The following is a 22185-nucleotide window of genomic DNA, read 5'->3' as shown; positions in this document are numbered from 1 at the left end:
TAGGGCGGTCCGGAACCGACCGGAAACAGGTGGGAACCGATCCGCCTCCGGCGGTGTAACAAAAGTGTGAGGACGCGGGAGGGGGGCCGCATCGTCGAGGAGACCGCGGTGATCGCGCGGGTACGCGCCGGAGAGCCGGAGGCGTACGCGGAGCTGGTGCGGGCCCATACGCGCATCGCGCTCAGGGCGGCCACCGCGCTCGGGGCGGGTGCGGACGCGGAGGACGTGGTGCAGCAGGCCTTCGTCAAGGCGTACTGCGCGCTGGGCAGGTTCCGGGACGACATGGCGTTCCGGCCGTGGCTGCTGTCGATCGTGGCCAATGAGACGAAGAACACCGTGCGCGCGGCGGCCCGCCGGTACAGCCTCGCCGGCCGTGAGGCGGCGTTCGCGGAGGCGGAGCCGGTGATACCGAAATCGGCGGATCCGGCGGTGGTGACGCTGGAGACGGAGCGCCGCGCCGCACTGACGGCCGCCCTGGAGAAGCTGAGCGAGGAGCATCGTCTGGTCGTCACCTACCGCTATCTGCTGGAGATGAACGAGCAGGAAACCGCCCAGGCCCTGGGCTGGCCCCGGGGCACGGTGAAGTCTCGGCTGAACCGCGCCCTGCGGAAGCTGGAGCGTCTGCTGCCGGACTTCCGGCCCCGGAAAGTGGGTGACAACCGAGCATGAGTGAGTCGTACGACGACGGTGCCACCGGGGGCGGGCGCGCCGAGACCGCCCGGCTGCGAGAGGAACTGCGGGCGCTCGGCCGGTCCATGGACGGGCCGGGGGGTGCGGGCGGGCCCGAGTCGATGGTCGAGCGGGTGCTGGAGCGGATACTCGCCGAGGACGTGCCCGTTCCGGTGGCCGGCCCGCCGGGTGCCGTGGAGCGGCTGCGGGTGGTGCGGAGCTGGGCGCGGGCACGAGCGCGGTGGCGGTCGCTGGCCGCCGTGCTGTGCGGGCTGCTGACGGTGCTCGCGTTGACGCCGCCGGTGCGGGCGGCGGTGTCCGACTGGTTCGGCTTCGGCGGGGTGGAGGTGCGGTACGACCCCTCGGCGGTGCCGTCCGAGGGCGCCGAGGTGCCGGGCTGCGGGCCGTCGGTGTCGCTCGGCCGGGCGGAGCGCCGGGCGGGGTTCGCGCCGCTGGTGCCGGAGGCGCTGGGCGCTCCGGACGCGGTGACGGTGAGCGGTCTGCCGCGCGGCCGGTTCCTGGTGAGCCTGTGCTGGCGGGAGCGGGGGCGCACGATCCGGCTGGACCAGTTCCCGGCCCGGCTGGACGTCACGTTCACCAAGAGCGTGCGGGAGCAGTTCGAGTGGCTGTCCCTGGGCGAGGAGCGTGCCGACGGCGGCGGTGTGACGGATCCGGCGCTGTGGTTCCCGCGGCCGCATCTCCTGGGTTTCTGGCTGGTGGACGCGGACGGTCACCGCTTCACCCGAAAAGAGCGCACGGCCGGTCCCACGCTGCTGTGGATGGACGGCGGCAGGGTCGGCGCGGGGGACGCCAGTGAGGTGACGCTGCGGCTGGAGGGGGAGGCGTCCAAGGCGCGGGCGCTGGAGATCGCGGAGTCGGTGGGACCGTGGAAGCCGTGAGGCCGGCACCCCCTGGAATCCGTGGGGCGGGGTCCTCCGGTGGGTTCTCGCATGGGGGCCGCTGGTGGGGAACCTCACCGGGTCGGGCGGTGTACCAGAAGTGACAGGCGGCTCGTGGCCGGGCCGCACGGGGAATCGACCGGCCGAGTGGGGGTCCGGATGCACGGATGGACGGGAAGGGTGCGGCACCTTGCGGCGAGCGTGGCGGCGGTGGCTGCGGTGCTGGCCCTGACGGTGTGGGGAGCGTCGCCGGCCTCGGCCGGAGGGCCGACGAGCGTGCTGCTGGTCTCTCCGGAGAGCGAGGAGACGGCGTCGCTGTACGCCGCCGATGACGAGTACGGCGAGTTGGAGAAGCTGCTCGGCCCGGTCGGCACGGGCATGCGGGAGCGGCCCCCAAAGGCCGTTCCGGCCTCGTCCCGGCTGCTCACCGTGACATGGCTGGTGCACGATGTGGCGCCCTGGCGCGTGGACCGTGTCTTCCCTACCGTCTCGGGCGACGAGGACAAGGGGGACAAGGACGTGTGGATACACACGTCGGCCGACTCCTCCGAATCGCCGAACGGCCTCTGGCACCGCGCCGAGCGCCCGGCCGAACTGCGCGGTCTGCTGAAGGAACTGGGCGTGCTGGGCAGGACGTCGGATGCGGGACCTGTGTTGTCGTCCGGCACCTACCCGGTGCCCTGGGAGACGGAGGAGACCGGCTCCGGCGGGACCGACACCAGCGGCTCCGGCACCGCTGACGCCGGGCCGGAGCAGGACGTGGGGGCGGTCCGGGAGGGCGGCGCCGGGGCGTCGGGGGCCGGCGGCAGCGGCCGGTGGTGGGTGATACCGGGAGCGGTGGCCGGTGCGACGCTGGCCCTGCTCCTGCGCCCGTATGTCACGCGATGGACCCTGAGCGGCCGGCGGCGGGAGCCGGGGCCGAGGCAGGAACTGCTCGACGGGTGAGACCCACAGCGGCGGCCGGCGCGTGGCCGGCCGCCGCGGGGTGGGAAGGCACGGGGCGGGGCACCGCTGGTGCCGGTCGGCCCCGGCGGCGCAGAACCCCTTGGAAGCCCCGGAGGCGTCAGCCGAGGTCGATCTCCGGGTAGAGCGGGAAACCGGCGACGAGGTCGGTGGCGCGTCGGGAGATCTCGTCCGCGATCTTCGCGTCGAGGATGTGCTGGGCCTTGGAGGGGGCGCCCTTGCTGGTGGTGCCGGGCTCCGTGGTGGTCAGCACGCGGTCGATGAGGGCGGCGACCTCGTCCATCTCGGCGGTGCCCAGGCCGCGCGTGGTCAGCGCGGGGGTGCCGATGCGGATGCCGGAGGTGTACCAGGCGCCGTTCGGGTCGGCCGGGATGGCGTTGCGGTTGGTGACGATGCCCGACTCGAGCAGGGCGGCCTCGGCCTGCCGGCCGGTGAGGCCGTAGGAGGCGGCGACGTCGATCAGGTTGAGGTGGTTGTCGCTGCCGCCGGTGACCAGGGTGGCGCCGCGGCGCATCAGGCCCTCGGCGAGGGCGCGGGAGTTGTCCACGATGCGCTGGGCGTAGTCCTGGAAGGCGGGCTGCCGGGCCTCCGCCAGGGCGACCGCCTTGGCGGCCATGACGTGCGGGAGCGGGCCGCCCAGGACCATCGGGCAGCCGCGGTCGACCTGGGCCTTGAGGGAGTCGTCGCACAGGACCATGCCGCCGCGCGGGCCGCGCAGCGACTTGTGGGTGGTGGTGGTGACGATCTGGGCGTGCGGGACCGGGTCGAAGTCACCGGTGAGGACCTTGCCGGCGACGAGGCCGGCGAAGTGCGCCATGTCGACCATGAGCGTGGCGCCGACCTCGTCGGCGATCTCGCGCATGATCCGGAAGTTCACCAGGCGGGGGTACGCGGAGTACCCGGCGACGATGATCAGCGGCTTGAACTCGCGGGCGGAGGTGCGCAGGGCCTCGTAGTCGATGAGGCCGGTGGCCGGGTCGGTGCCGTAGGAGCGCTGGTCGAACATCTTGCCGGAGATGTTCGGGCGGAAGCCGTGGGTGAGGTGGCCGCCGGCGTCCAGGGACATGCCGAGCATGCGCTGGTTGCCGAAGGCGCGGCGCAGCTCGGCCCAGTCGGCGTCGGAGAGGTCGTTGACCTGGCGGACGCCGGCCTTCTCCAGGGCGGGGACCTCGACGCGCTGGGCGAGCACGGACCAGAAGGCGACCAGGTTGGCGTCGATGCCGGAGTGCGGCTGGACGTAGGCGTGGCGGGCCCCGAAGAGCTCCTTGGCGTGCTCGGCGGCCAGCGACTCGACGGTGTCGACGTTGCGGCAGCCCGCGTAGAAGCGGCGGCCGACGGTGCCCTCGGCGTACTTGTCGCTGAACCAGTTGCCCATCGCCAGGAGCGTGGCCGGGGAGGCGTAGTTCTCGGAGGCGATCAGCTTGAGCATCTCGCGCTGGTCGGCGAGCTCCTGGCCGATGGCGTCGGCGACGCGCGGCTCGACGGCGCGGATCACGTCGAGGGCGGCGCGGAAGGCGGTGGAAGCGGTGGAGAGGGGCTCGGCGGGCATGAGGGACCTCCGGACGTGGCGTTCGGCGTTCACGGCATGGCCCAGGCGCACGGCACTCGTACCGGCCCGCGGTGCGGCCCGGGGGCCGCTCCCCGATGGTCGGTCCCATCCCAGCACGCCAGTCACGGCCCGCCGTCAGCCTACCGGGCGGCGCGGAGGGCGGGGCGGGGCGTCCATCATCCGGTCGGGGGAATCCACCGGGGTCCGGGCGTTCGTACGAGAGCGTGGCCGGTGCGCGGGCCCGGTGCGGTGCACGGGCCTAGAGGATCACGTGCGGGAGGAAGCGGGCGTACTCGTCGGTGATCAGGCCCGACGACTCGCGGATGCCGAGGCCGGCGGACTCGTCCCCGACGGTCCAGGCGCCGAGGACGACATGGTTGCCGTCGAAGTCCGGCAGCGGGGCGAGCTGCTGGTAGCAGCAGGGTTCGTCGCGGACCGCGGGGGTGCTGCCCGGCGGGTGGATCGTCACCCCGGCGCCCTCGCGGCCGAGCAGCGGCTTGGCCACGTAGCCGGTGGACGACGCCAGGTCGCGGGGGCCGTCGAGGTGGGCCGGGAGGAGGTTGGGGTGGTCCGGGAAGAGTTCCCAGAGGATCGCCAGCAGGGCCTTGTTGCTGAGCAGCATCTTCCAGGCGGGCTCGATCCACAGGGTGCTGCCGGTGCCGCCGCCGTTGTCGAGGGTGTCGAGGACGTGGCCGGCGAAGCGGTCGGTGGTGAGCCACTCCCAGGGGTACAGCTTGAAGATGCTGCGGATGAACCGGAGGCCGTTGTCGACGAAGCGGCCGGAGAGCCGGTCCCAGCCGATCTCCTCCACGGTGAGCCACTCGGTGGCGAGGCCCGCCTGTTCGGCGGTCTCCTTGAGGTAGGCGACGGTCATGAGGTCCTCGCCGAGTACGTCGGCCGAGGAGTGGGCGAAGTACAGCGGGCTGCCCGGCGGGAGGAGCGCGGCCTGCCGGCGCCAGGCGTCGACGAGGCGTTCGTGCAGGGAGTTCCACTGGTCGGCGCCGGGGAACCGTTCCTCCATCCAGAACCACTGGGGCGAGGCGGCCTCCACCAGGGAGGTGGGGGTGTCGGCGTTGTACTCCAGCAGCTTCGCGGGACCGGTGCCGTCGTAGCGGAGGTCGAAACGGCCGTAGACGGAGGGGAGTTCGGCCCGCCGGTGCCAGGCTTCGGCGACTGCTCGGGCGACCCGCGGATCGGTGATGCCGAGGTCGGCGAAGCGGTCGGCGGTGACGATGTGGTCGGCGGCCGCGAGGCACATGCGGTGCAGTTCCTCGACGACCTTCTCCAGCGCCTCCACTTCGTCGAGGCCGAAGACGTAGTACGCGCTCTCGTCCCAGTACGGGACCCAGGCGTCGTCGGGGACGGGGATGCCCGCCGCCCGGTCGGCCTCGAGCGACTCGGGCAGGGTGAGGGGATAGATGAGCCCCTGTTCCTCGACGGTCTGCTGCCAGCCGGGGCGGGGCTCGATGGTGCGGCGTTCCACGGACGGGTCCTTCGTTCCTTCGCTCGACGGGGTGGTCAGCCGCCGCTGCCGGAGGACGAGCCGAAGCCGCCCCGGTCGACGGCCTGGCTCCGGCTGAAGGTGCCGTCGTCGGCCCAGCCGCCGCTGACGTCGGCGTCGTAGTACCAGTCGGTGTCGGCTCCCTTGCCGAGGGAACCGGAGGTCGTCGTGCAGTTCTCGTCGGCGACGATCCTGTAGCCGTTGAGGTAGTCGTAACTGTCCCGGTCCACGCAGCGGCGGTCCGGCTCCGAACTGCACGCGGACAGGGCCGCCGCGAGGAGCCCCGCGCCACCGAGCATCACCGTGCCGGACCGCATCCGCCGCCGTGGCCGCGCCGCGGGTATCGCCTCCTGGGCCGCCGTCTCCCGGGCCGTCGTTTTCTGCGCCATGTTCTCCGCTCCCCCGTGTGTGCCGCCTCGCCGCCGCGGTCCGCCATGCTCCCCGGCTCGCGGCGGACAGCCTAGGCGCCGGTCGGCGGGAAGGGGCAGGGGGCCCTTGAACGCGGCCCCGATCGAGCATGGTCGGGGGGCTTTTGGGGTGGTGTGCGCGCTTGTCGCGGCGGCCTGTCGGGCGGGGGTTGCGGGACGTCCCTCAGGGAAGCGCCCGGCACAAGGCGTCCAGGGTCGCCGCCCAGGCGTGGTCCGGCGGGGTCCCGTAACCGACGACCAGGGCGTCCGGGGAAGCGACTTCGGCGGCGGGGTGCCGGAAGTACGCCAGGCCCACGACCGAGAGTCCCTGCCAGGCGGCCGCCCGGACGACCGACTGCTCGGTGCCCGGCGGCAGTCGGAGCACGGCGTGCAGTCCGGCCGCGATGCCCGTGACGTGTACCCCGGGCGCCCGTTCGGCGAGGGCCTCGGCCAGGGCGTCGCGGCGGCGCCGGTAGCGCAGCCGGGCGGCACGCACATGCCGGTCGTGGGCTCCGGAAGTGAGGAACTCGGCGAAGGTGAGCTGTTCGAGGACACTGACGGTCCGGGCGGCCCCGTGCTCGACGGCCTCCGGCAGGAGGGACGGGGGAAGCACCATCCAGCCCAGACGGAGACCGGGGGCGAGGGACTTGCTGACCGTGCCGAGGTGGACCACATGGTCGGGGTCCAGGTCCTGGAGCGCCCCGACGGGTTGGCGGTCGTACCGGAACTCGCTGTCGTAGTCATCCTCCAGGATCAGGCCGCCGGTGCGCCGGGCCCAGTCGATGACGGCCGCCCGGCGTTCGGGGCGCAGCACACCGCCCAGGGGGAACTGGTGGGCGGGGTTGAGCAGCACCGCGGCGGCGTCGCCGGGGTCGGCGTCGTCGGAGGGGATCGGGGTGGTGCGCAGTCCGGTGCGTTCGACCAGGTTCCGGTGTTCGGGGAGGCCGTAGGGCTCCACGGCGAGCGTGCGGGCGCCGCGGGCGGTGCGCAGGATGTCGCACAGCAGACGGAGGCCGTGGGCGAACCCGGAGCAGACGACGACGCGTTCGGGGTCGGCGCGCACGCCCCGTACCCGCGCCAGGTAGTCGGCGAGGGCAACACGCAGTTCGGGGCGGCCTCTCGCGTCGCCGTAGCCGAGGGCGTCGTGGGGGGCGGACGCCAGGGCCCGGCGGGAGGCTCTGAGCCACTCGGCGCGCGGGAAGGAGGCGAGGTCGGGGGTGCCGGGGGTGAGGTCGTACCGAAGCTGCCCGGACGGGCGTCGCGGAGTGGGCCGCCGGGCGGGCGGCCGGGGTACCGCGTGGTCGGCGACCCGGGTCCCGGAGCCCTGCCGTGCGGTCAGCCGGCCCTCGGCGACCAGATCGGCGTAGGCCTCGGCGACCGTGTTGCGGGCGATGCCCAGGTCGGCGGCGAGGGCGCGGGAGGAGGGCAGCCGGGTTCCGGGTGCCAGCCGGCCGCTGCGGACCGCTTCGCGCAGGGCGTCGGTCAGGCTGCGGCGCAGACCGGGACCGGCCGGTTCCAGGTGGAGGTCGATGCCGAAAGTGGCCCAAGGTTTCGCCATGCGAGTGGACCATACTCCTGGGCTGCCTCGCTCCTACGCTCGAGGACATGACGACGACCACGAACGACAGCACGACGGCGACCGGGACGACGACCACGACGGCGTCCCCGAACGACAGCGGAGCGACGGCCGGGGAGTACGCGCCCGAGCAGGCCCCCAGGCTGGACTGGTCCGCGCTCGCCCCGGACGTCTTCAAGGCGATGGTGCGCCTCGACGCGGCGGCCCGTAAGGGGATCGACCCGAAGCTGCTCGAGCTGGTGAAGATCCGGGCCTCGCAGCTCAACCACTGTGCCTTCTGCCTGGACATGCACAGCAAGGACGCGCTCGCGGCGGGCGAGAGCGTGGAGCGGATCGTGCAGCTCGCCGCCTGGGAGGAGTCGCGGCACTTCTACACCGACAGGGAGCTCGCGGCGATCGAGCTGACCGAGGCGGTGACGGTCCTGACTGGGGGCACCTCCCAGACGAAGTCTGGGGGAGGGTTTGTGCCGGACGAGGTGTACGGGCGGGTTGCCGGGCACTTCGAGGAGGCCGAGCTGGCGCATCTGATCGCCTCCATCACGGTGATCAACGCCTGGAACCGGTTCGGCGTGACCTGCCGCCTCACCCCGGGCCACTACCGGCCGGGGGCGCACGCCTGACCCGCGCCCGGCACCCGCCGCGTGACCGCACGTATCGCGTGACACGCGGCCCCGGGTTCACCTCGCTCGGTGCACCCGGGGCCGCGCGTCACGCCCGGGCCGGACCGACCGTCAGGCGGACCGGATCGGACCGGCCCTCAGGACAGCCATGCCTTCCAGGTGGACTCGTTGCCGTCCACCCACTTCTTCGCCGCCTCCTGGGGCGCCATCCGCTGCTCGGCGATCATCAGGGAGACCTCATTCTGGTCCTCGGTCGTCCACCGGAACTTCTTCAGGAAGTCCGCCGCGTCGCCGCCGTCCTTCGCGAAGTCCGCGTTGAGGTACTTCTGGAGCGGGGTGTGCGGGTAGGCGCAGGCGACCTTCGCCGGGTCGGCGTCGCAGCCCTCCTCGTACTCGGGCAGCTTCACCTCGGTCATCGGCACCTTCTCGGACAGCCACTGGGGTGTGTACCAGTAGCTGAGGAAGGGCTTCTTCTCCTTGGCGAACTGCTGGATCTGGGTGATCTGCGCGGCCTCCGACCCGGCGAACACCACCTTGAAGTCCAGCTTCAGGTTCTTCACCAGCGCCTTGTCATTGGTGAGGTAGGCAGGTGAACCGTCGAGCAGTTGGCCCTTGCCGCCGCTCTCCGCGGTGCGGAACCGATCGGCGTACTTGTCGAGGTTCTTCCAGTCGGTGATGTCGGGGTGCTTCTCCGCGAAGTACGTCGGCACGAACCAGCCGATGTGCCCGGTGACCCCGAGATCACCGCCGGGCGCGATCGTCTTCTTGTCCTCGACGTACCGCTGCTCCTGATCCGGGTGGCCCCAGTCCTCCAGGATGGCGTCGACCCGGCCCTGGCTGAGCGCGTCCCAGGCGGGTACCTCGTCGACCTGCACGGTGTCGACGCGGTAGCCGAGTTCCTGCTCCAGCAGGTACTCGGCGACGGCCACGTTGGCCTGGGCGCCCACCCAGGACTGCACGGACAGGGTGACCGTCCGCGCGCCCTCGGCGTTGGCGAACGGCGAGGCCTGCTTGGTCATGTCGGCGGCACCGCAGCCGGTCAGCAGGACGAGCGCGGACACCCCGGCCATGGCCGACGTCGTACGAAGTCGCATGTCAGGCTCCCTTCTTCGCGCGGCGTTCGGTGGGCTGGGTCACCCGGTCGAGCATCAGGCCCAGGCAGACGATCGCGGCTCCCGCGACCAGGCCGGTCGCCAGGTCTCCCTGCGCGAGGCCGAAGACGACGTCGTAGCCGAGCGCGCCACCGCCGACCAGGCCGCCGATGATGACGACGGCGAGGACCAGGACCACGCCCTGGTTGACGGCGAGGAGCAGCGCCCGACGGGCCAGCGGGAGCTGGACCTGGCGCAGTTGCTGGCCGCTGGTCGCGCCGAGCGAGCGGGCCGACTCCATCGCCGCCGGGTCGACCTGGCGCAGTCCCTGGGTGGTGATGCGGACGACGGCCGGCAGCGCGTAGACGATGGCGGCGGCGACGGCCGGGGCACGGCCGACGCCGAACAGGGCGACGACCGGGATCAGGTACACGAACTGCGGCATCGTCTGGAAGACGTCCAGGACCGGCCGCAGCAGCCGCTCGACACGGTCGCTGCGGGATGCGGCGAGACCGATCGCGAAGCCGATGACGAGGGTGACGGCGACGGCCGCGAGGACCTGGGAGAGCGTGTCGAGGGACGGGTTCCACACCCCGAGTACCCCGATGCCGGCCATGGCGAGGACGGCGGTGAGCGCGGTGCGCCAGGTGCCGATCAGCCAGGCCAGGGCGGCGACGACGAGCAGCACCGACCACCAGGGCAGCCACTGCAGTCCGTCCCGCACCGGGTCGAGCACCCAGGTGATGAAGCGGGCGGCCCAGTCGGCGGTGCCGCCGATGACGGGGACACCCGAGTAGAGGTGGTCGGTCATCCAGTCGACGGCCCGGTTGACCGGTTCGGCGATCACGACGACCCACCCGTCCGGCCACTCCAGCCGGTCCGCCAGACGCCCGGCGACCGCGACGGCCGCGGCGCCGACCACGACGTACAGCCAGTGCGTACGGGGCCGGGGCGTCCCGTCGGTGTTCGCCCCGGCCGCGGCGGTGACGCGGTCGAGGACGACGGCGAGGAGCACGATCGGAATGCCGGCGGCGAGGGCCGCGCCGACGTCGACCGAGGCCAGCGCCTGGTAGACCCGGTCACCGAGGCCGCCCGCACCGATCACCGAGGCGATGACGGCCATGGACAGCGCCATCATGATCGTCTGGTTGAGGCCGAGGAGGAGTTCCTTGCGGGCCAGCGGGATGCGGGCGGTCAGCAGGCGCTGCCGGGCACCGGCGCCGAGCGACTCGACGGCCTCCAGCACCTCCTTGTCGGCGCCGCGCAGGCCGAGCGAGGTCAGCCGGGCCATGGGTGGCGCGGCGTAGATCACGGTGGCCAGGACCGCGGCGGGAACACCGATACCGAACACCAGCACGACCGGCAGGAGGTAGGCGAAGGCGGGGAACACCTGCATGGTGTCCAGCACCGGGCGCAGGACGCGATCCATGCGGTCGGAGAGTCCGGCGGCGAGTCCCAGCAGCGCGCCGAGGACGACGGATGCGGCGACCGCGACCACCATCAGGGCGAGCGTCTGCATGGTGGGCACCCACATGCCGAGCAGACCGCAGGCGAGGAACGCGACAGCGGTGCCGAGTGCGAGCCGCAGGCCCGCGACCCGCCAGGCGACCAGCCCGGCGACGGCGGTCACTCCCGCCCATCCGACGGCGAGGAGGGCGAGGTAGACGGCTCGTACGGCGATGACGACGACGTTGCTGACGTGGCCGAAGAAGTAGAGGAAGAGGGGGTGGGAGTCCCGGTTGTCGATGATCCAGTCGCTGGCGCCGGCCAGCGGTCCGGAGACGTCGACGGTCAGCGCCTCGGGCCAGCTGCCGCTCGCCCAGCGGGCCGCGGCGAACGGGACGAGGACCGCGGCGGCCACGGCAAGCAGCAGAAGCTTGCGTACGGCGGCACGTCCGAGCAGCCCCGGCCGCTCGCCGGCCCGGGGGGCGACGGCGGTGACGGTCGCCATCAGACGGCCCCCTCGGGGCGCTCCGTCCCGGCGGAGGGCTCGGGGGCGGGTGAGGGCACGGGGATGGTCGAGGGCTCAGGTCCGGCGAACGGTCCCGTGACGGTGGAAGGTCCCGTAGCGGTAGGCGTCCCCGTCCCCGCGACGACCGACAGCAGGGCTGCGGAATCGACGATTCCCACGCAGCGGCCCTGGTCGAGGACCCGGGCCGGGGAGCCCGCGCGGGCGACGGCCTCGATGGCCTCCGACACCGTGGCGTCGGGGCGGACGGCGGGTCCGCTGCCGGCCTCGTCCGCCGAAGAGGCGGGGCGCATGGCCGTACGGACGGTGAGGACCTGTTCGCGCGGGACGTCCCGGACGAAGTCGCGGACGTAGTCGTCGGCGGGCGAGCCCACGATCTCCTCGGGGGTTCCCAGCTGGACCACCCGTCCGTCGCGCATCAGGGCGATGCGGTCGCCCAGCCTCAGCGCCTCGCTGAGGTCGTGGGTGATGAAGACCATCGTGCGGCCCTCCTCGTGGTGCAGCCGGATCACCTCCTCCTGCATGTCGCGCCGGATGAGGGGGTCGAGCGCGCTGAACGGCTCGTCGAACAGCAGCACCTGGGGGTCGACGGCGAGCGCGCGGGCGAGCCCGACGCGCTGGCGCTGACCGCCGGAGAGCTGGGCGGGTCTGCGCTGCTCCATGCCTTCCAGGCCCACCTTGGCGACGACCTCGGCGGCCTTCGCGCGCCGCTCCGCCCGGCCCATGCCCTGGATCTCGAGACCGTAGGCCACGTTGTCCAGGACCGTGCGGTGCGGCAGCAGGCCGAAGTGCTGGAAGACCATGGCGGCCCGGTGCCGGCGCAGTTCGCGCAGCCGCGCCTTGTCCATCGCGCGCACGTCCTCGCCGTCGATGGAGATGGAGCCCGCGGTCGGCTCGATCAGCCGGGTCAGGCAGCGCACCAGCGTGGACTTGCCGGAGCCGGACAGGCCCATGACGACGAAGACCTCGCCCTTGCGGACGTCGAAGCTCACGTCCCGGACGGCGACCGTGCAGCCGGTGCGGCTGCGCAGCTCGGCCGGGTCGAGCGCGGTGAGCCCGGGGTCGGCGGGGACGCGGTCGGCCTTCGGGCCGAAGACCTTCCACAGTCCGTCGACGGAGAAGACGGGCGGGCTGCCCTCCGGATCGGCGGTGGTACCGGAGGGCTGGGGAGTCGCAGAGGTCGCGGTACTCATCACACACCGCCTCCGATCAGGTCGACGGCCCGCTCGCCGACCATCAGCACGCCGATCATCGGGTTCACGGCGGTCATGGTCGGGAAGACGGAGGCGTCCGCGATCCGGATGCCCTGCAGTCCGCGGATCCGCAGCTCGGGGTCCACCACGGCCAGTTCGTCGGTGGCGGCGCCCATCCTGCAGGTGCCCGCCGGGTGGTAGACGGTGTGCGCGACCTTACGGGCGTACTCGCTCAGCTCCTCGTCGCCCGTGATGTCGGGGCCGGGGGCCACCTCGCGCTTGAGCCAGTGGGCCAGCGGTTCGGTCTTCGCGATCTCGCGGGCGATGCGGATGCCGTCGACGAGGGTGCGGCCGTCGTAGTCGTCCTCGTCGGTGAAGTAGCGGAAGTCCAGCGCGGGTTTGACCTCGGGGTCGGCGCTGGTCAGGTAGAGCCGGCCGCGGCTCTTCGGCTTGGGGATGTTCGGGGTCATCGAGACGCCGAACTCCGGCCGCTGGTAGCCGAGGCGCTCCGGATTGTCCGTGAACGGGATCTGGTAGAAGTGGAACATCAGGTCGGGACCCGCGTGTCCGGGGTCCCGGCGCACGAACAGGCCGGCGTCGGAGTCCATCGCGGAGTTGTCCGGGATGGGTCCGTCCGTCTCCCAGACGATCACCGACTCGGGGTGGTCGAGCAGGTTCTCGCCGACACCGGGAAGGTCGTGCGCCACGGGTATGCCGAGCGCCTCCAGGTCGGCCTTCGGACCGATGCCGGAGTGCAGCAGGAGCCGGGGCGAGTCGACCGCGCCGGCGCACAGCAGGACCTCGCCGCGGGCCCGGACGAGGATCTCCTCGCCGTCCTTGGTGCGGACGTGGACGCCCTCGGCGCGGGTGCCGTTCAGCTCCAGCCGGTACGCCCACGTCTCCAGCAGGATCGTCAGGTTGGGGCGTTCGTCCATCACCGGGTGCAGATACGCGACCGACGCCGAGGAACGCTTGTTGTTCTCCGGGTGGTAGGCGAGGTCGAAGAAGCCGACGCCCTCGTGGAACGGCTTCTTGTTGAAGCCCTCGACGCGCGGCACGCCGAGCGCGGCCTGCGCGGCGTCGACGAAGTCACGGGCGATGGCGTTGCGGTCCTTCTCGTCGACCGGGACGATGTTGTTCCTGAGCCGGGCGTAGTACGCCTCCATCTGCACCGCGCCCCACCCCTGGGCGCCGGCCTGCTCCCACTCGTCCCAGTCGGACGGGAGCGGCTTGAACGCGATGAGGGTGTTGTGCGAGGAGCATCCGCCGAGCACGCGGGCCCGGCTGTGCCGGATGTGCGAGTTGCCGCGCGGCTGCTCGGTGGTGAGGTAGTCGTAGTCCAGCTCGCCGCCGAGCAGGCCCATCCAGCGGCGCAGGGTCAGCACGTCGTCACGGCCGACGTCGCTGGGGCCGCCCTCGATGACCGCGACGGTGACCTCGGGGTTCTCGGTCAGCCGGGAGGCGATGACGGACCCTGCGGTGCCGCCGCCGATGACGACGTAGTCGTACGTGTGTTCGTGGGTGGGATCCGGCATGGGATGACTCCTACGGGGACTGGGGGACGAGGGTTGTCGGCGGAACCACGGGTGGATTCCTGGGCAGGGGGCTGCTCGAAGTGGTACGTCGTCACTCGGGATGCGCGGGATGCGCGGGACGCGCGGGACGCGCGGCGGGTGAAGGGCTCCGGGGCGGGCGGCCCGGGGAAGGGTGCCCCCGGTGTGCCGCCCGGCGGCCGCGACCGCACGCGGGAGGCGCGTGCACCGTGCACGCCGGGTGCCTCCCGCGGGGCGCGGGTGCCGGACCCGCCACGGGTGCCGCTCGGTGGCGGCGGCTCAGCCCGCGAACCAACGCACCGGCTTCGGCGCGAGGTTCTGGTAGATGTGCTTGGTCTCGCGGTACTCGGCGAGGCCCGCCGGGCCGAGTTCGCGGCCCACTCCGCTCTTGCCGAAGCCGCCCCACTCCGCCTGCGGGAGGTAGGGGTGGAAGTCGTTGATCCACACGGTGCCGTGGCGCAGCCGTCCGGCCACCCGCCGGGCGCGGCCCGCGTCGGCGGTCCAGACGGCGCCGGCCAGCCCGTACTCGGTGTCGTTGGCGAGGCCGACGGCCTCGTCCTCGGTGCGGAAGGTCTCGACGGTGAGGACCGGCCCGAACACCTCCTCGCGCACCACCCGCATCTCGCGGTGGCAGCGGTCGAGGACGGTCGGCTCGTAGAAGTAACCGGCCTCGGGCCGCTCGGCGGACGGCTCGGGCCGCTTGCCGCCGGAGCGCAGCACCGCGCCCTCCTTCAGCGCGGAGGCGACGTACGCCTCGATCTTGTCCCGCTGCTGCCCGGAGACCAGCGGTCCGCACTCGACGCCGTCCGCGGTGCCCCGGCCGAGCCTGATCCCCTCGGCGCGGCGGGCGAGTTCGGTGACGAAGCGGTCGCGGACGGACTCCTCGACGATGAGCCGCGCACCCGCCGAGCAGACCTGGCCGCTGTGGATGAAGGCCGCGTTGAGCGCCTGGTCGACGGCGGTGTCGAAGCCCTCCTCGGTGGCGCAGGCGTCGGCGAAGACCACGTTGGGGTTCTTGCCGCCGAGTTCGAGGGCGACCTTCTTCACGCCCGGCGCGGCGGCCTGGGCGACCTTGGTGCCACTGGCCAGTCCGCCGGTGAAGGAGACCAGGTCGACGTCGGGATGCTCGGCGAGCCGGGCGCCGACGGTGTGGCCGGGGCCGGTGACGATGTTGGCGACACCGGCGGGCAGTCCCGCCTCGGTCAGCAGAGCGATGAGCGCGACGGTGGTCAGCGGGGTGATCTCACTGGGCTTGACGACGAAGGTGTTGCCGGCCGCGAGCGCCGGGGCGATCTTCCAGCTGGCCTGGAGCAGTGGATAGTTCCAGGGCGTGATCATGGCGCAGACGCCGACGGGCTCGTGCACGACGACGCTGTGGACGTCGGGGGAGCCCGCGTCGACGACCCGGCCGGGGGCCTCCCCGGCGACCAGGTCGGCGAAGTAGCGGAAGGCGTCGGCGACACAGTCGATGTCGACGCGCCCCTCCTCGACGGTCTTGCCCGCGTCCCGGCTCTCCAGCAGGCCGAGTTCCTCCCGGTCCCGGACGAGGAGACCGGCGACGCGGCGCAGCAGCGCGGCCCGCTCGGCGACCGGGGTGTGCGGCCACGGGCCCTCGTCGAACGCGCGCCGGGCGGCGGCCACCGCGAGATCGGCGTCCTTCTCGTCGCCCTCCGCGACGACGGCGAACGGCAGGGCGTCCGCGGGGTCGAGGATCTCGCGCGTGGCCCCCGAGACGGCTGCCCGCCACTCGCCTCCCGCGTGGATGGAGGTGCGCACCTGAAGTTCCGTACTGTCCGCCATGATCGCTTGCTGCCTTCCGTTCCTGTTCGGCGCCCATGAGTGACACAGGTCGAATGACCAGGTCGAGTCACACGGGCGTCACCCACGGAACGGGGTGGCTCCTTCCCCCGAACCCCGAATGCATGCGCGATTCATCGCGGAAGGTGTGCCGCATCACACAACATGTGATCACAGCGGGGAAAGCATCACAAAACTTCGGTCGGGGTCGGTTCAGTCGAGGTCCGTGGCGGTCCCGCAGGTGGTCGCCGGCGGGCAGAAGTGTTCGAGGGCGGTGCGGATCAGTTCCCGCTCGTCCTCGCGACCGTCGGAGTCGGCCCCGTAGGCGGCGAGCGCGTACAGCTTGCCGTCGGCGGCCTGGAAGCGCAGGTCGACGACATGCCAGGTCCCGACGTCGGGCTCCCCCCTGATGGAGTCCGCCAGATACTCCAGCCGGGAGCCGGTGAAGTCGCCGTCGTCCAGTGTTTCGAGGGAGAGCTGCTCGAACCCGGGGGCCTTCGGGGTGGCGTCGGAGAGGAACAGTTCGTACGACGCGTCGGGCGAGGGCTCCGCCACCTCGAACACCTGGAGCCGCATGCCGCGGTCGGGACTGCGGTAGGTGACCACCTCCATGCCGTACTGGGAGGACACGCTGCTACGGGTCCACCCCGTGGGCCGGGCGATGGTGAAACCCTCGGAATCGGCGTACCGGTCGTAACCGTCGGGGACGGTGCTGTGCGGGTCGGGGGCGGGCGAGGTGGGCTCCTCGGCGGCGGACGTCGACTGCCCCGGGGCCGGGGCCTCCTGCGTTCCGGGCGCCCCGGAGCCGGCCGGCTGCGACACGCTCGCCGAGGCGGCCTTGTCGTCCCCCTGGCCGTCCGCCTCCTTGTCGCTTCCCAGGGTCTGGGTCAGCACCAGTCCCACGACCACCCCGACCACGGCGGCCCCGCCCACCACGGACCACACCCGTCTCCGGTCGAGCCCGCGCCGAGCCGGTGCCGGGGACGCGGGCGGGCCGGCGGGGCCGTGGGGCAGTTCGGGGGACGACCAGGGGGCCGGCGGGGGCGGCTCGGCCGCAGGCGGAGTGCCGCCGCCCGGCCATCGGATGCCCGTGAGGGTGGGAACGGAGGACGAAGCATCCGGGGGTGGCGGGGCATCCGGGGGTGGCGGGGCATCCGGGGGTGGCGGGGCTGCCGGAGGCGGCGTCACCGTCGGTGAGGCCGTGGCCTCACCCCCCGTCCCCCTCTGCTCCTCCGGGCCCCTCTCCTCCCAGCGCTGGGTCTCCTCGTTCCAGTACCGCGGTGCCCCGCTCATCGCTTCCCCCTTCGTTCCCCTCGCCCCTTCGGCCTTTCCCCACCGGCGTCACATCCCGAGCAGACCCGCCACGGTTCCGGCCGAGGCGAGCAGCGCCGTGAGAGTCTCGGCGCCCGCGAGCAGATCACGCAGCCGCCGGCGGCGGTTCTCGCCGGCCGTACCGGTCCGGTCGATCTCCTCCTCGGTGTCCGCCAGCGCCTCGTCCAGCTGCGCGGTCTGCTCGTTCCGCCGCAGCCGGGCCAGATCGGCCCGCAGTTCCCGTACCGCGGCGAGCAGTTCCTCGTCGGCGGCGTCGCGCGGTGCCGGAACGCCGTGGTGGCTCTCCGCGTGTGCGTTGCTGCCGATGGCGAAGGTGCTGCCGTGGACGTCCCCGATGTGGACGCCGCCCTCCTCACGTGCCGTCATCGCCGGAGGCTCCCCTCTGCGGCCCGGGGCCGCCGTTGACGGCGCTGGAGTTCTCACCGATGGCGAAGGTGGAGCCCTCGACCCGGTTGATGCTGACCGCGCCGTTGCTGATGTTCACGATCTTCTGGACGAACTCGCCGGTCTCGTAGCCGGCTTCGGCGAGCGCCAGTCGGACTCCGTGGCCGACACGGTCCTGGATGCTGCGCAGGTAACGGGCCACGTCCATCTCCTGGAACGTGGACTTCGCGTCCGTCGCGGCCAGCTCGCGCACCGACAGGGCGGGGCCCTCGGGCAGTTCGCTCCGGTGTCCCCCGGTGAGCAGCCGCCAGGCGAGGACCACGTCACGGAACACGGAGACCAGGGCACGCCCCAGGGAACCCGGCATCAGGGAGGCGGCCGCGGCGACCCTGCTCAGCGCCGGGCCGGTGCGGACCCCGTGCGCGACGTGGTCGGCGCGCTTGAACTCCCGGCGCACCGGGGGCATGACGTGCGGGGCGATCTCCAGCATGAGCATGCGGCCCTGGGTGTGGACCCGCACGTACACCGTGACGCCCAGTTCCTCCCCCCAGGCGCCGACCCGGATCCGCAGGAAGTGGCGCCGCTTCTCGCCGCCCTCCTCAACCGCCCGCAGCAGGTGCCGCTCGAACGCCTCCGGCGTGTAGGGGGCCTGGTCGCGCTCGGTCAGCCCCTCGACGGGGAGGAACACGCACTCGTCGATCTCCAGTTCCCGCAGCCGGTCGCGCACGGGCGTGCCCGCGTGCTCGGCCGGTTCACGCAACTGCTCGATGAGGGGCCGGATCCGGTCCAGGATCACGCGGTTGCCGAGTGGCCGCCGGTTGTCCCGCTCCTTGTCCGGCCGGAGCTCGACGGCCAGCGCCCAGGTGTCGTGCGCGGCTCCCGCTCCGCAGAACGGACGCTCCTCGTCGTACATGATCAGCGGCGCGTGCTGCTCCCGCCGGATGCGCCCCGTCAGCCGGGCGAACCGCTCCCCCTCACGGCTCTCCGCGGGGTCGTTCGCCACGTCCGGGAAGCACTGCGGGGACAGTTCGGCGCCGAACGCGCGGGCCAGCCCGTCGCGCTGGGCCGCCACGCACCACGCGATCAGCGCGACGACGCCGATGGCCAGCCAGGCCTGCCAGGGCTCGGCCGCCCCCATGAAGGGCAGGTCCAGGTCACCGGCACCGCCGGACCCGCCCGTGCCGTAGGGATCACTGGACCCGTACACGCCGGACGAGGAACCGGAGCCGCCGGAACCGGAGCCGAAGGCCATGGCCACGACGTTCGCCGTGTACAGCGCGAAGAGGGCGACCCCGGTCCAGCGCAGCACGGAGGCGGCAAGCATCCGGTACGGGGGCGGTTCCTGGGCATCACCCCTGACCCAGGGCACGAGGCCGAGCAGCAGGCTGGACAGCAGCAGACCGGTCAGCAGACCGCCGGTCACCGGGACGCCCACCGTCCAGAGCCCGATGACCCCGGCGGCCCAGAGCAACTCCTGCCGGCGGGCGCGCAGCGCGTGTGCCAGGACCCGGGCGGCGTCGAAGCCGAGCGACGGGGCCACGATCCGCTGTTCGTGGAGATACAGCTCGTCGATGACGCGGTCGCGGTAGTCGGTGTCCACGTAGACGCCCCCGCACAGCAGCCGGGTCGCCTCGCTGGCGTGCGGCGGGACGGACGCGACCTCCGGCGGGGCCGGGCCGTCCGGGTGGTGCGGTTGCTGCGGCACGTGGACAGTGCTCACGGCGGTCCCCCCGATGCTGCGCGCGTCTTCGGCGACGGATGAGTTGACGAGCCATCAGCATAGGGGAGGCCTTACGCCAAAAGGAATCGGATTGTCAAGAGTGCGATCATGTGACACGCGTCAAGCTCTGGCCAGAGCTTTGATCCCCGTACGCGGACGGGCCCCGCACCGGTCAGTACCGGTGCGGGGCCCGTGTGGTCCGCAGTCCGCAGTCCGCAGTCCGCAGTCGGACGAGATGATCAGATGAGGCCGAGACCGCGGACCGCCTCGCGCTCCTCCTCGAGCTCCTTGACGGAGGCGTCGATGCGGGCGCGGGAGAAGTCGTTGATCTCCAGGCCCTGGACGATCTCGTACGCGCCGTCCTTCACGGTGACCGGGAAGGAGGAGATCAGGCCCTCCGGGACGCCGTAGGAGCCGTCCGACGGGATGCCCATGGAGACCCAGTCGCCGTCCGCGGTGCCGTTGACCCAGGTGTGGACGTGGTCGATGGCCGCGTTGGCGGCGGAGGCGGCCGACGAGGCGCCACGGGCCTCGATGATCGCGGCGCCGCGCTTGGCGACGGTCGGGATGAAGTCCTCGGCCAGCCACTTCTCGTCGTTCACGACCTCGGCGGCGTTCTTGCCGGCGACCGTGGCGTGGAAGATGTCCGGGTACTGGGTGGCGGAGTGGTTGCCCCAGATGGTCAGGCGCTTGATGTCGGCGACCGTCGAACCCGTCTTCTTCGCCAACTGGGTCAGCGCGCGGTTGTGGTCCAGGCGGGTCATCGCGGTGAAGCGCTCGGCCGGTACGTCCGGAGCGGCGGCCTGGGCGATGAGCGCGTTGGTGTTGGCCGGGTTGCCGACCACGAGCACCCGGATGTCGTCCGCGGCGTGGGCGTTGATGGCCTGGCCCTGCGGCTTGAAGATGCCGCCGTTGGCCTCCAGGAGGTCACCGCGCTCCATGCCCTTGGTGCGCGGGCGGGCGCCCACGAGAAGGGCGACGTTGGCCCCGTCGAAGGCCACGTTCGGGTCGTCCGAGATGTCGATGCCCTGGAGCAGCGGGAACGCGCAGTCGTCCAGCTCCATGGCCGTGCCCTCGGCCGCCTTGAGCGCGGGAGTGATCTCCAGCAGGCGCAGCTTGACCGGCACGTCCGCGCCGAGCAGCTGGCCGGAGGCGATGCGGAAGAGCAGGGCGTAACCGATCTGGCCGGCCGCGCCGGTGACGGTGACGTTCACGGGAGTGCGGGTCATGGCGTTCTCCGTATGACAGCTGGCGGTGGGGCGTCCCTGCCCCGGGGTGCGGGATCCCGTCCGGCTCGTGACCGGTGCCCGCCGTGATGGTCGATCACCGGTACGGAGGGACCGCCGCTGGATGATCGATATCTTGGCGTCAAGAGAGATCCAGCGGTCAGGCTATCGCGCATCCACGATCGTGGACGGCCGGGCTCCCTGTGGCCCGTCCCACAGCGTGACCGAGGGGTACACGAGCGTACCCAGGGGAAAGAGAAGGCGGCCGCCCGTCCGGGAGAGAGGGACGGAGACGGCCGCCGTTCGGGTGACCGATCCTTCCGGACTCCCGTGGGGGTGACTTTCACGTGCCCGGTATCCGCCGTCCCATGCCGATCCCGCGCCACAAAATTTCCGGGACGTCTCCTCGGGCCTGCACCGGAGGCCGGCCGACGTGCTCCGGAGGCCGTCCCGCACCCGTCGGCGCCCGCCGCGCGCATCCCTCGGCTCGGCGGGCGTACCGGGCGGCCCTACTCCGCGACCCCCGCCTCCGTCTCCTCCGTGCACCCTTCCTCGCCGGAGGCCAGCACCACGCAGGCCCGGGCGTCCGTCGCCTTCGCGACCGCCGTCATCGGGGTGTACGTGACCGTGTCGCCGACCTCGGTGATGCCGGCGCTCTGCTTCGTCTTCCCGCCGGTGATCTCGACCTTGTCGCCCTGGGCGGCCTGGGTGATCCGGCCCCAAGCGGCGCCGCAGACCTTGCTGTAGCGGACCTCGACCAGGGTGGTGCCGATGGTCGCCGTCTGCGTCGTGGTCACGAGGTCACCGCTGCAGCCCATGCTCTCCGCGTCCTTGCCGTCGCAGCTGTCACCGCTGCACTCCACTCCGGCGGGCAGATTCGCGGGGGCGGAGGCCGTGGGCGAGGGGGACTTCCCGGCCTCGCCCTTCTTGTCGCTGTCGAGCCCGGTGACGTAGAACGCGGAGGCGATCACCACCAGCACGCCGACAGCGCCCGCGACGAACGTCCCCGTCCGCCGCTTGCCCCCGGAGCCGCCGCGGCCCGCCGCTCCCCGGGGCGGTGCGCCCTGCGTGCCCGGCGTGTGCCCGCCCCCGGCGGGCTGCGCGGCCGGGTACGCCGGGCCTCCCCGGTGACCCGAAGGGGACGGTCCGGCGTACCCGGCCATGCCCCAGGAGTTCGCTCCCGACGCGTCACGGACGTCCGAGGCGGTGGGCTGCGGGGGCACGGACGGTGAGCCCTCGGCCGGTCCGGCGACGCCCGGCCGGACCGCGGCGCCCCCGTCCTTGCGCCTCCTGCCGCCCGCGCCGGCCGACGACGGCCCGGCGATCTCGCTCAGCGCGGAGCGCGCCTGCGAGATCCTGATCGCCTCCATCGTCATGTCGTGGCGCATCTCCGAGCGGCTCCAGGCCCGCTCGGCCAGCTCCCACATCGTGGTCAGGTGCACCGGATTGGTCCCGGTGACCTCGGCCAGGGCCACGATCGCGCCCTTGGGCGCGAGCAGCCTGCCGTTCAGATAACGCTCCCAGGACGTCTTGCTGTAGCCCGTGCGGTCCGAGACCGACGCGACGCTCATGCCGCTACGGTCCACCACCCGCCTGAGCTGGCTCGTGAACTCCCTGATCTGCGGATCGAGTTCATCCGGCAAGGCCTTCCAACGAGGCATCGCTTCCCTACCTTCCCCCCGGTCGTGCTGGTTTTTCCCTCGCGCGTGGTGCCTCTGCCGAGTCCCCGGTCTGGC

General features: G+C 72.6%; 18 protein-coding genes. 4 read left to right on the top strand and 14 right to left on the bottom strand.

Annotated elements, in window-relative coordinates:
* The first annotated feature begins 66 nt into the window (after positions 1-66).
* The 3 genes from OHB56_RS26245 to OHB56_RS26235 all read left to right on the top strand — a co-directional run bounded on the left by OHB56_RS26245 (position 67) and on the right by OHB56_RS26235 (position 2513).
* Positions 67-669: an RNA polymerase sigma factor gene (locus OHB56_RS26245; protein WP_406355959.1), complete on the top strand. Its 603-nt coding sequence runs from the start codon at positions 67-69 to the stop codon at positions 667-669.
* Positions 666-1568 (top strand): hypothetical protein, encoded by a 903-nt coding sequence (locus OHB56_RS26240; protein ID WP_406355958.1) that lies wholly within the window; start codon positions 666-668, stop codon positions 1566-1568. Before OHB56_RS26245 ends, OHB56_RS26240 begins: the two co-directional genes overlap by 4 nt.
* Positions 1569-1778: 210 nt before the next feature.
* Positions 1779-2513: a hypothetical protein gene (locus OHB56_RS26235; protein ID WP_406355956.1), complete on the top strand. Its 735-nt coding sequence runs from the start codon at positions 1779-1781 to the stop codon at positions 2511-2513.
* A gap of 118 nt (positions 2514-2631) precedes the next feature.
* Here OHB56_RS26235 and OHB56_RS26230 read toward each other — a convergent pair whose 3' ends face one another.
* From OHB56_RS26230 to OHB56_RS26215, 4 genes are all read right to left on the bottom strand, one after another.
* Positions 2632-4080 (bottom strand): glycine hydroxymethyltransferase, encoded by a 1449-nt coding sequence (locus OHB56_RS26230; protein ID WP_326754373.1) that lies wholly within the window; start codon positions 4078-4080, stop codon positions 2632-2634.
* Between the two features lie 259 nt (positions 4081-4339).
* Positions 4340-5563: a glutathionylspermidine synthase family protein gene (locus OHB56_RS26225; protein ID WP_326754372.1), complete on the bottom strand. Its 1224-nt coding sequence runs from the start codon at positions 5561-5563 to the stop codon at positions 4340-4342.
* A 35-nt stretch (positions 5564-5598) separates the two neighbouring features.
* A complete protein-coding gene (locus tag OHB56_RS26220) occupies positions 5599-5898 on the bottom strand; it encodes a hypothetical protein (RefSeq protein ID WP_326757138.1) in 300 nt (99 codons plus the stop codon).
* 274 nt (positions 5899-6172) lie between these two features.
* On the bottom strand, positions 6173-7546 hold the full coding sequence (locus tag OHB56_RS26215) for a PLP-dependent aminotransferase family protein (RefSeq protein ID WP_326754371.1): 1374 nt from the start codon (positions 7544-7546) through the stop codon (positions 6173-6175).
* A 47-nt stretch (positions 7547-7593) separates the two neighbouring features.
* On the opposite strand from OHB56_RS26215, the gene OHB56_RS26210 reads away from it, so the two are divergent.
* Entirely contained in the window at positions 7594-8184 is a 591-nt protein-coding gene (locus tag OHB56_RS26210; protein WP_406355953.1) for a carboxymuconolactone decarboxylase family protein, read from the top strand.
* A gap of 137 nt (positions 8185-8321) precedes the next feature.
* Here the strand turns inward: OHB56_RS26210 and OHB56_RS26205 are convergent, their stop codons facing one another.
* The 10 genes from OHB56_RS26205 to OHB56_RS26160 all read right to left on the bottom strand — a co-directional run bounded on the left by OHB56_RS26205 (position 8322) and on the right by OHB56_RS26160 (position 22110).
* Positions 8322-9278 (bottom strand): ABC transporter substrate-binding protein, encoded by a 957-nt coding sequence (locus OHB56_RS26205; RefSeq protein WP_406355951.1) that lies wholly within the window; start codon positions 9276-9278, stop codon positions 8322-8324.
* A 1-nt stretch (position 9279) separates the two neighbouring features.
* Positions 9280-11226 carry an ABC transporter permease gene (locus OHB56_RS26200; RefSeq protein ID WP_406355949.1) on the bottom strand — a complete coding sequence of 649 codons (1947 nt, stop codon included), beginning with the start codon at positions 11224-11226 and terminating at the stop codon, positions 9280-9282.
* Complete coding sequence (locus OHB56_RS26195; RefSeq protein ID WP_406355947.1) at positions 11226-12437, bottom strand: glycine betaine/L-proline ABC transporter ATP-binding protein; 1212 nt, start codon at positions 12435-12437, stop codon at positions 11226-11228. Before OHB56_RS26195 ends, OHB56_RS26200 begins: the two co-directional genes overlap by 1 nt.
* On the bottom strand, positions 12437-13972 hold the full coding sequence (locus tag OHB56_RS26190) for a GMC oxidoreductase (RefSeq protein ID WP_326754366.1): 1536 nt from the start codon (positions 13970-13972) through the stop codon (positions 12437-12439). Before OHB56_RS26190 ends, OHB56_RS26195 begins: the two co-directional genes overlap by 1 nt.
* Positions 13973-14269: 297 nt before the next feature.
* Positions 14270-15790: an aldehyde dehydrogenase family protein gene (locus OHB56_RS26185; protein WP_406355945.1), complete on the bottom strand. Its 1521-nt coding sequence runs from the start codon at positions 15788-15790 to the stop codon at positions 14270-14272.
* Between the two features lie 210 nt (positions 15791-16000).
* Entirely contained in the window at positions 16001-16723 is a 723-nt protein-coding gene (locus OHB56_RS26180) for a hypothetical protein (protein WP_406355943.1), read from the bottom strand.
* 405 nt (positions 16724-17128) lie between these two features.
* Positions 17129-17485, bottom strand: coding sequence for a hypothetical protein (locus tag OHB56_RS26175; RefSeq protein WP_055628029.1), 357 nt, complete (start codon positions 17483-17485; stop codon positions 17129-17131).
* Positions 17472-19223, bottom strand: coding sequence for a hypothetical protein (locus OHB56_RS26170; RefSeq protein ID WP_406355941.1), 1752 nt, complete (start codon positions 19221-19223; stop codon positions 17472-17474). The genes OHB56_RS26175 and OHB56_RS26170 overlap by 14 nt, the downstream gene beginning before the upstream one ends.
* 239 nt (positions 19224-19462) lie before the next feature.
* Positions 19463-20452, bottom strand: a complete 990-nt coding sequence (locus tag OHB56_RS26165; RefSeq protein ID WP_055595608.1) for a malate dehydrogenase — start codon at positions 20450-20452, stop codon at positions 19463-19465.
* Between the two features lie 506 nt (positions 20453-20958).
* Complete coding sequence (locus tag OHB56_RS26160) at positions 20959-22110, bottom strand: DUF2690 domain-containing protein (protein ID WP_406355939.1); 1152 nt, start codon at positions 22108-22110, stop codon at positions 20959-20961.
* Between the last annotated feature and the right edge of the window lie 75 nt (positions 22111-22185).

The organism is Streptomyces sp. NBC_01635 (assembly GCF_045209715.1).
GTDB classification, from domain to species: Bacteria; Actinomycetota; Actinomycetes; order Streptomycetales; family Streptomycetaceae; genus Streptomyces; species Streptomyces hirsutus.
The sequence above is the reverse complement of the archived record's forward strand: the minus strand, read 5'-3'. Positions and strand labels throughout refer to the sequence as shown.

Excerpts from the sequence above, each read along its gene's own strand:
- OHB56_RS26240 (WP_406355958.1), top strand. The coding sequence starts at position 666 with ATGAGTGAGTCGTACGACGACGGTGCCACCGGGGGCGGGCGCGCCGAG.
- OHB56_RS26230 (WP_326754373.1), bottom strand. The coding sequence starts at position 4,080 with ATGCCCGCCGAGCCCCTCTCCACCGCTTCCACCGCCTTCCGCGCCGCC.
- OHB56_RS26220 (WP_326757138.1), bottom strand. The coding sequence starts at position 5,898 with ATGCGGTCCGGCACGGTGATGCTCGGTGGCGCGGGGCTCCTCGCGGCG.
- OHB56_RS26215 (WP_326754371.1), bottom strand. The coding sequence starts at position 7,546 with ATGGCGAAACCTTGGGCCACTTTCGGCATCGACCTCCACCTGGAACCG.
- OHB56_RS26210 (WP_406355953.1), top strand. The coding sequence starts at position 7,594 with ATGACGACGACCACGAACGACAGCACGACGGCGACCGGGACGACGACC.
- OHB56_RS26205 (WP_406355951.1), bottom strand. The coding sequence starts at position 9,278 with ATGCGACTTCGTACGACGTCGGCCATGGCCGGGGTGTCCGCGCTCGTC.
- OHB56_RS26200 (WP_406355949.1), bottom strand. The coding sequence starts at position 11,226 with ATGGCGACCGTCACCGCCGTCGCCCCCCGGGCCGGCGAGCGGCCGGGG.
- OHB56_RS26195 (WP_406355947.1), bottom strand. The coding sequence starts at position 12,437 with ATGAGTACCGCGACCTCTGCGACTCCCCAGCCCTCCGGTACCACCGCC.
- OHB56_RS26190 (WP_326754366.1), bottom strand. The coding sequence starts at position 13,972 with ATGCCGGATCCCACCCACGAACACACGTACGACTACGTCGTCATCGGC.
- OHB56_RS26185 (WP_406355945.1), bottom strand. The coding sequence starts at position 15,790 with ATGGCGGACAGTACGGAACTTCAGGTGCGCACCTCCATCCACGCGGGA.
- OHB56_RS26175 (WP_055628029.1), bottom strand. The coding sequence starts at position 17,485 with ATGACGGCACGTGAGGAGGGCGGCGTCCACATCGGGGACGTCCACGGC.
- OHB56_RS26165 (WP_055595608.1), bottom strand. The coding sequence starts at position 20,452 with ATGACCCGCACTCCCGTGAACGTCACCGTCACCGGCGCGGCCGGCCAG.
- OHB56_RS26160 (WP_406355939.1), bottom strand. The coding sequence starts at position 22,110 with ATGCCTCGTTGGAAGGCCTTGCCGGATGAACTCGATCCGCAGATCAGG.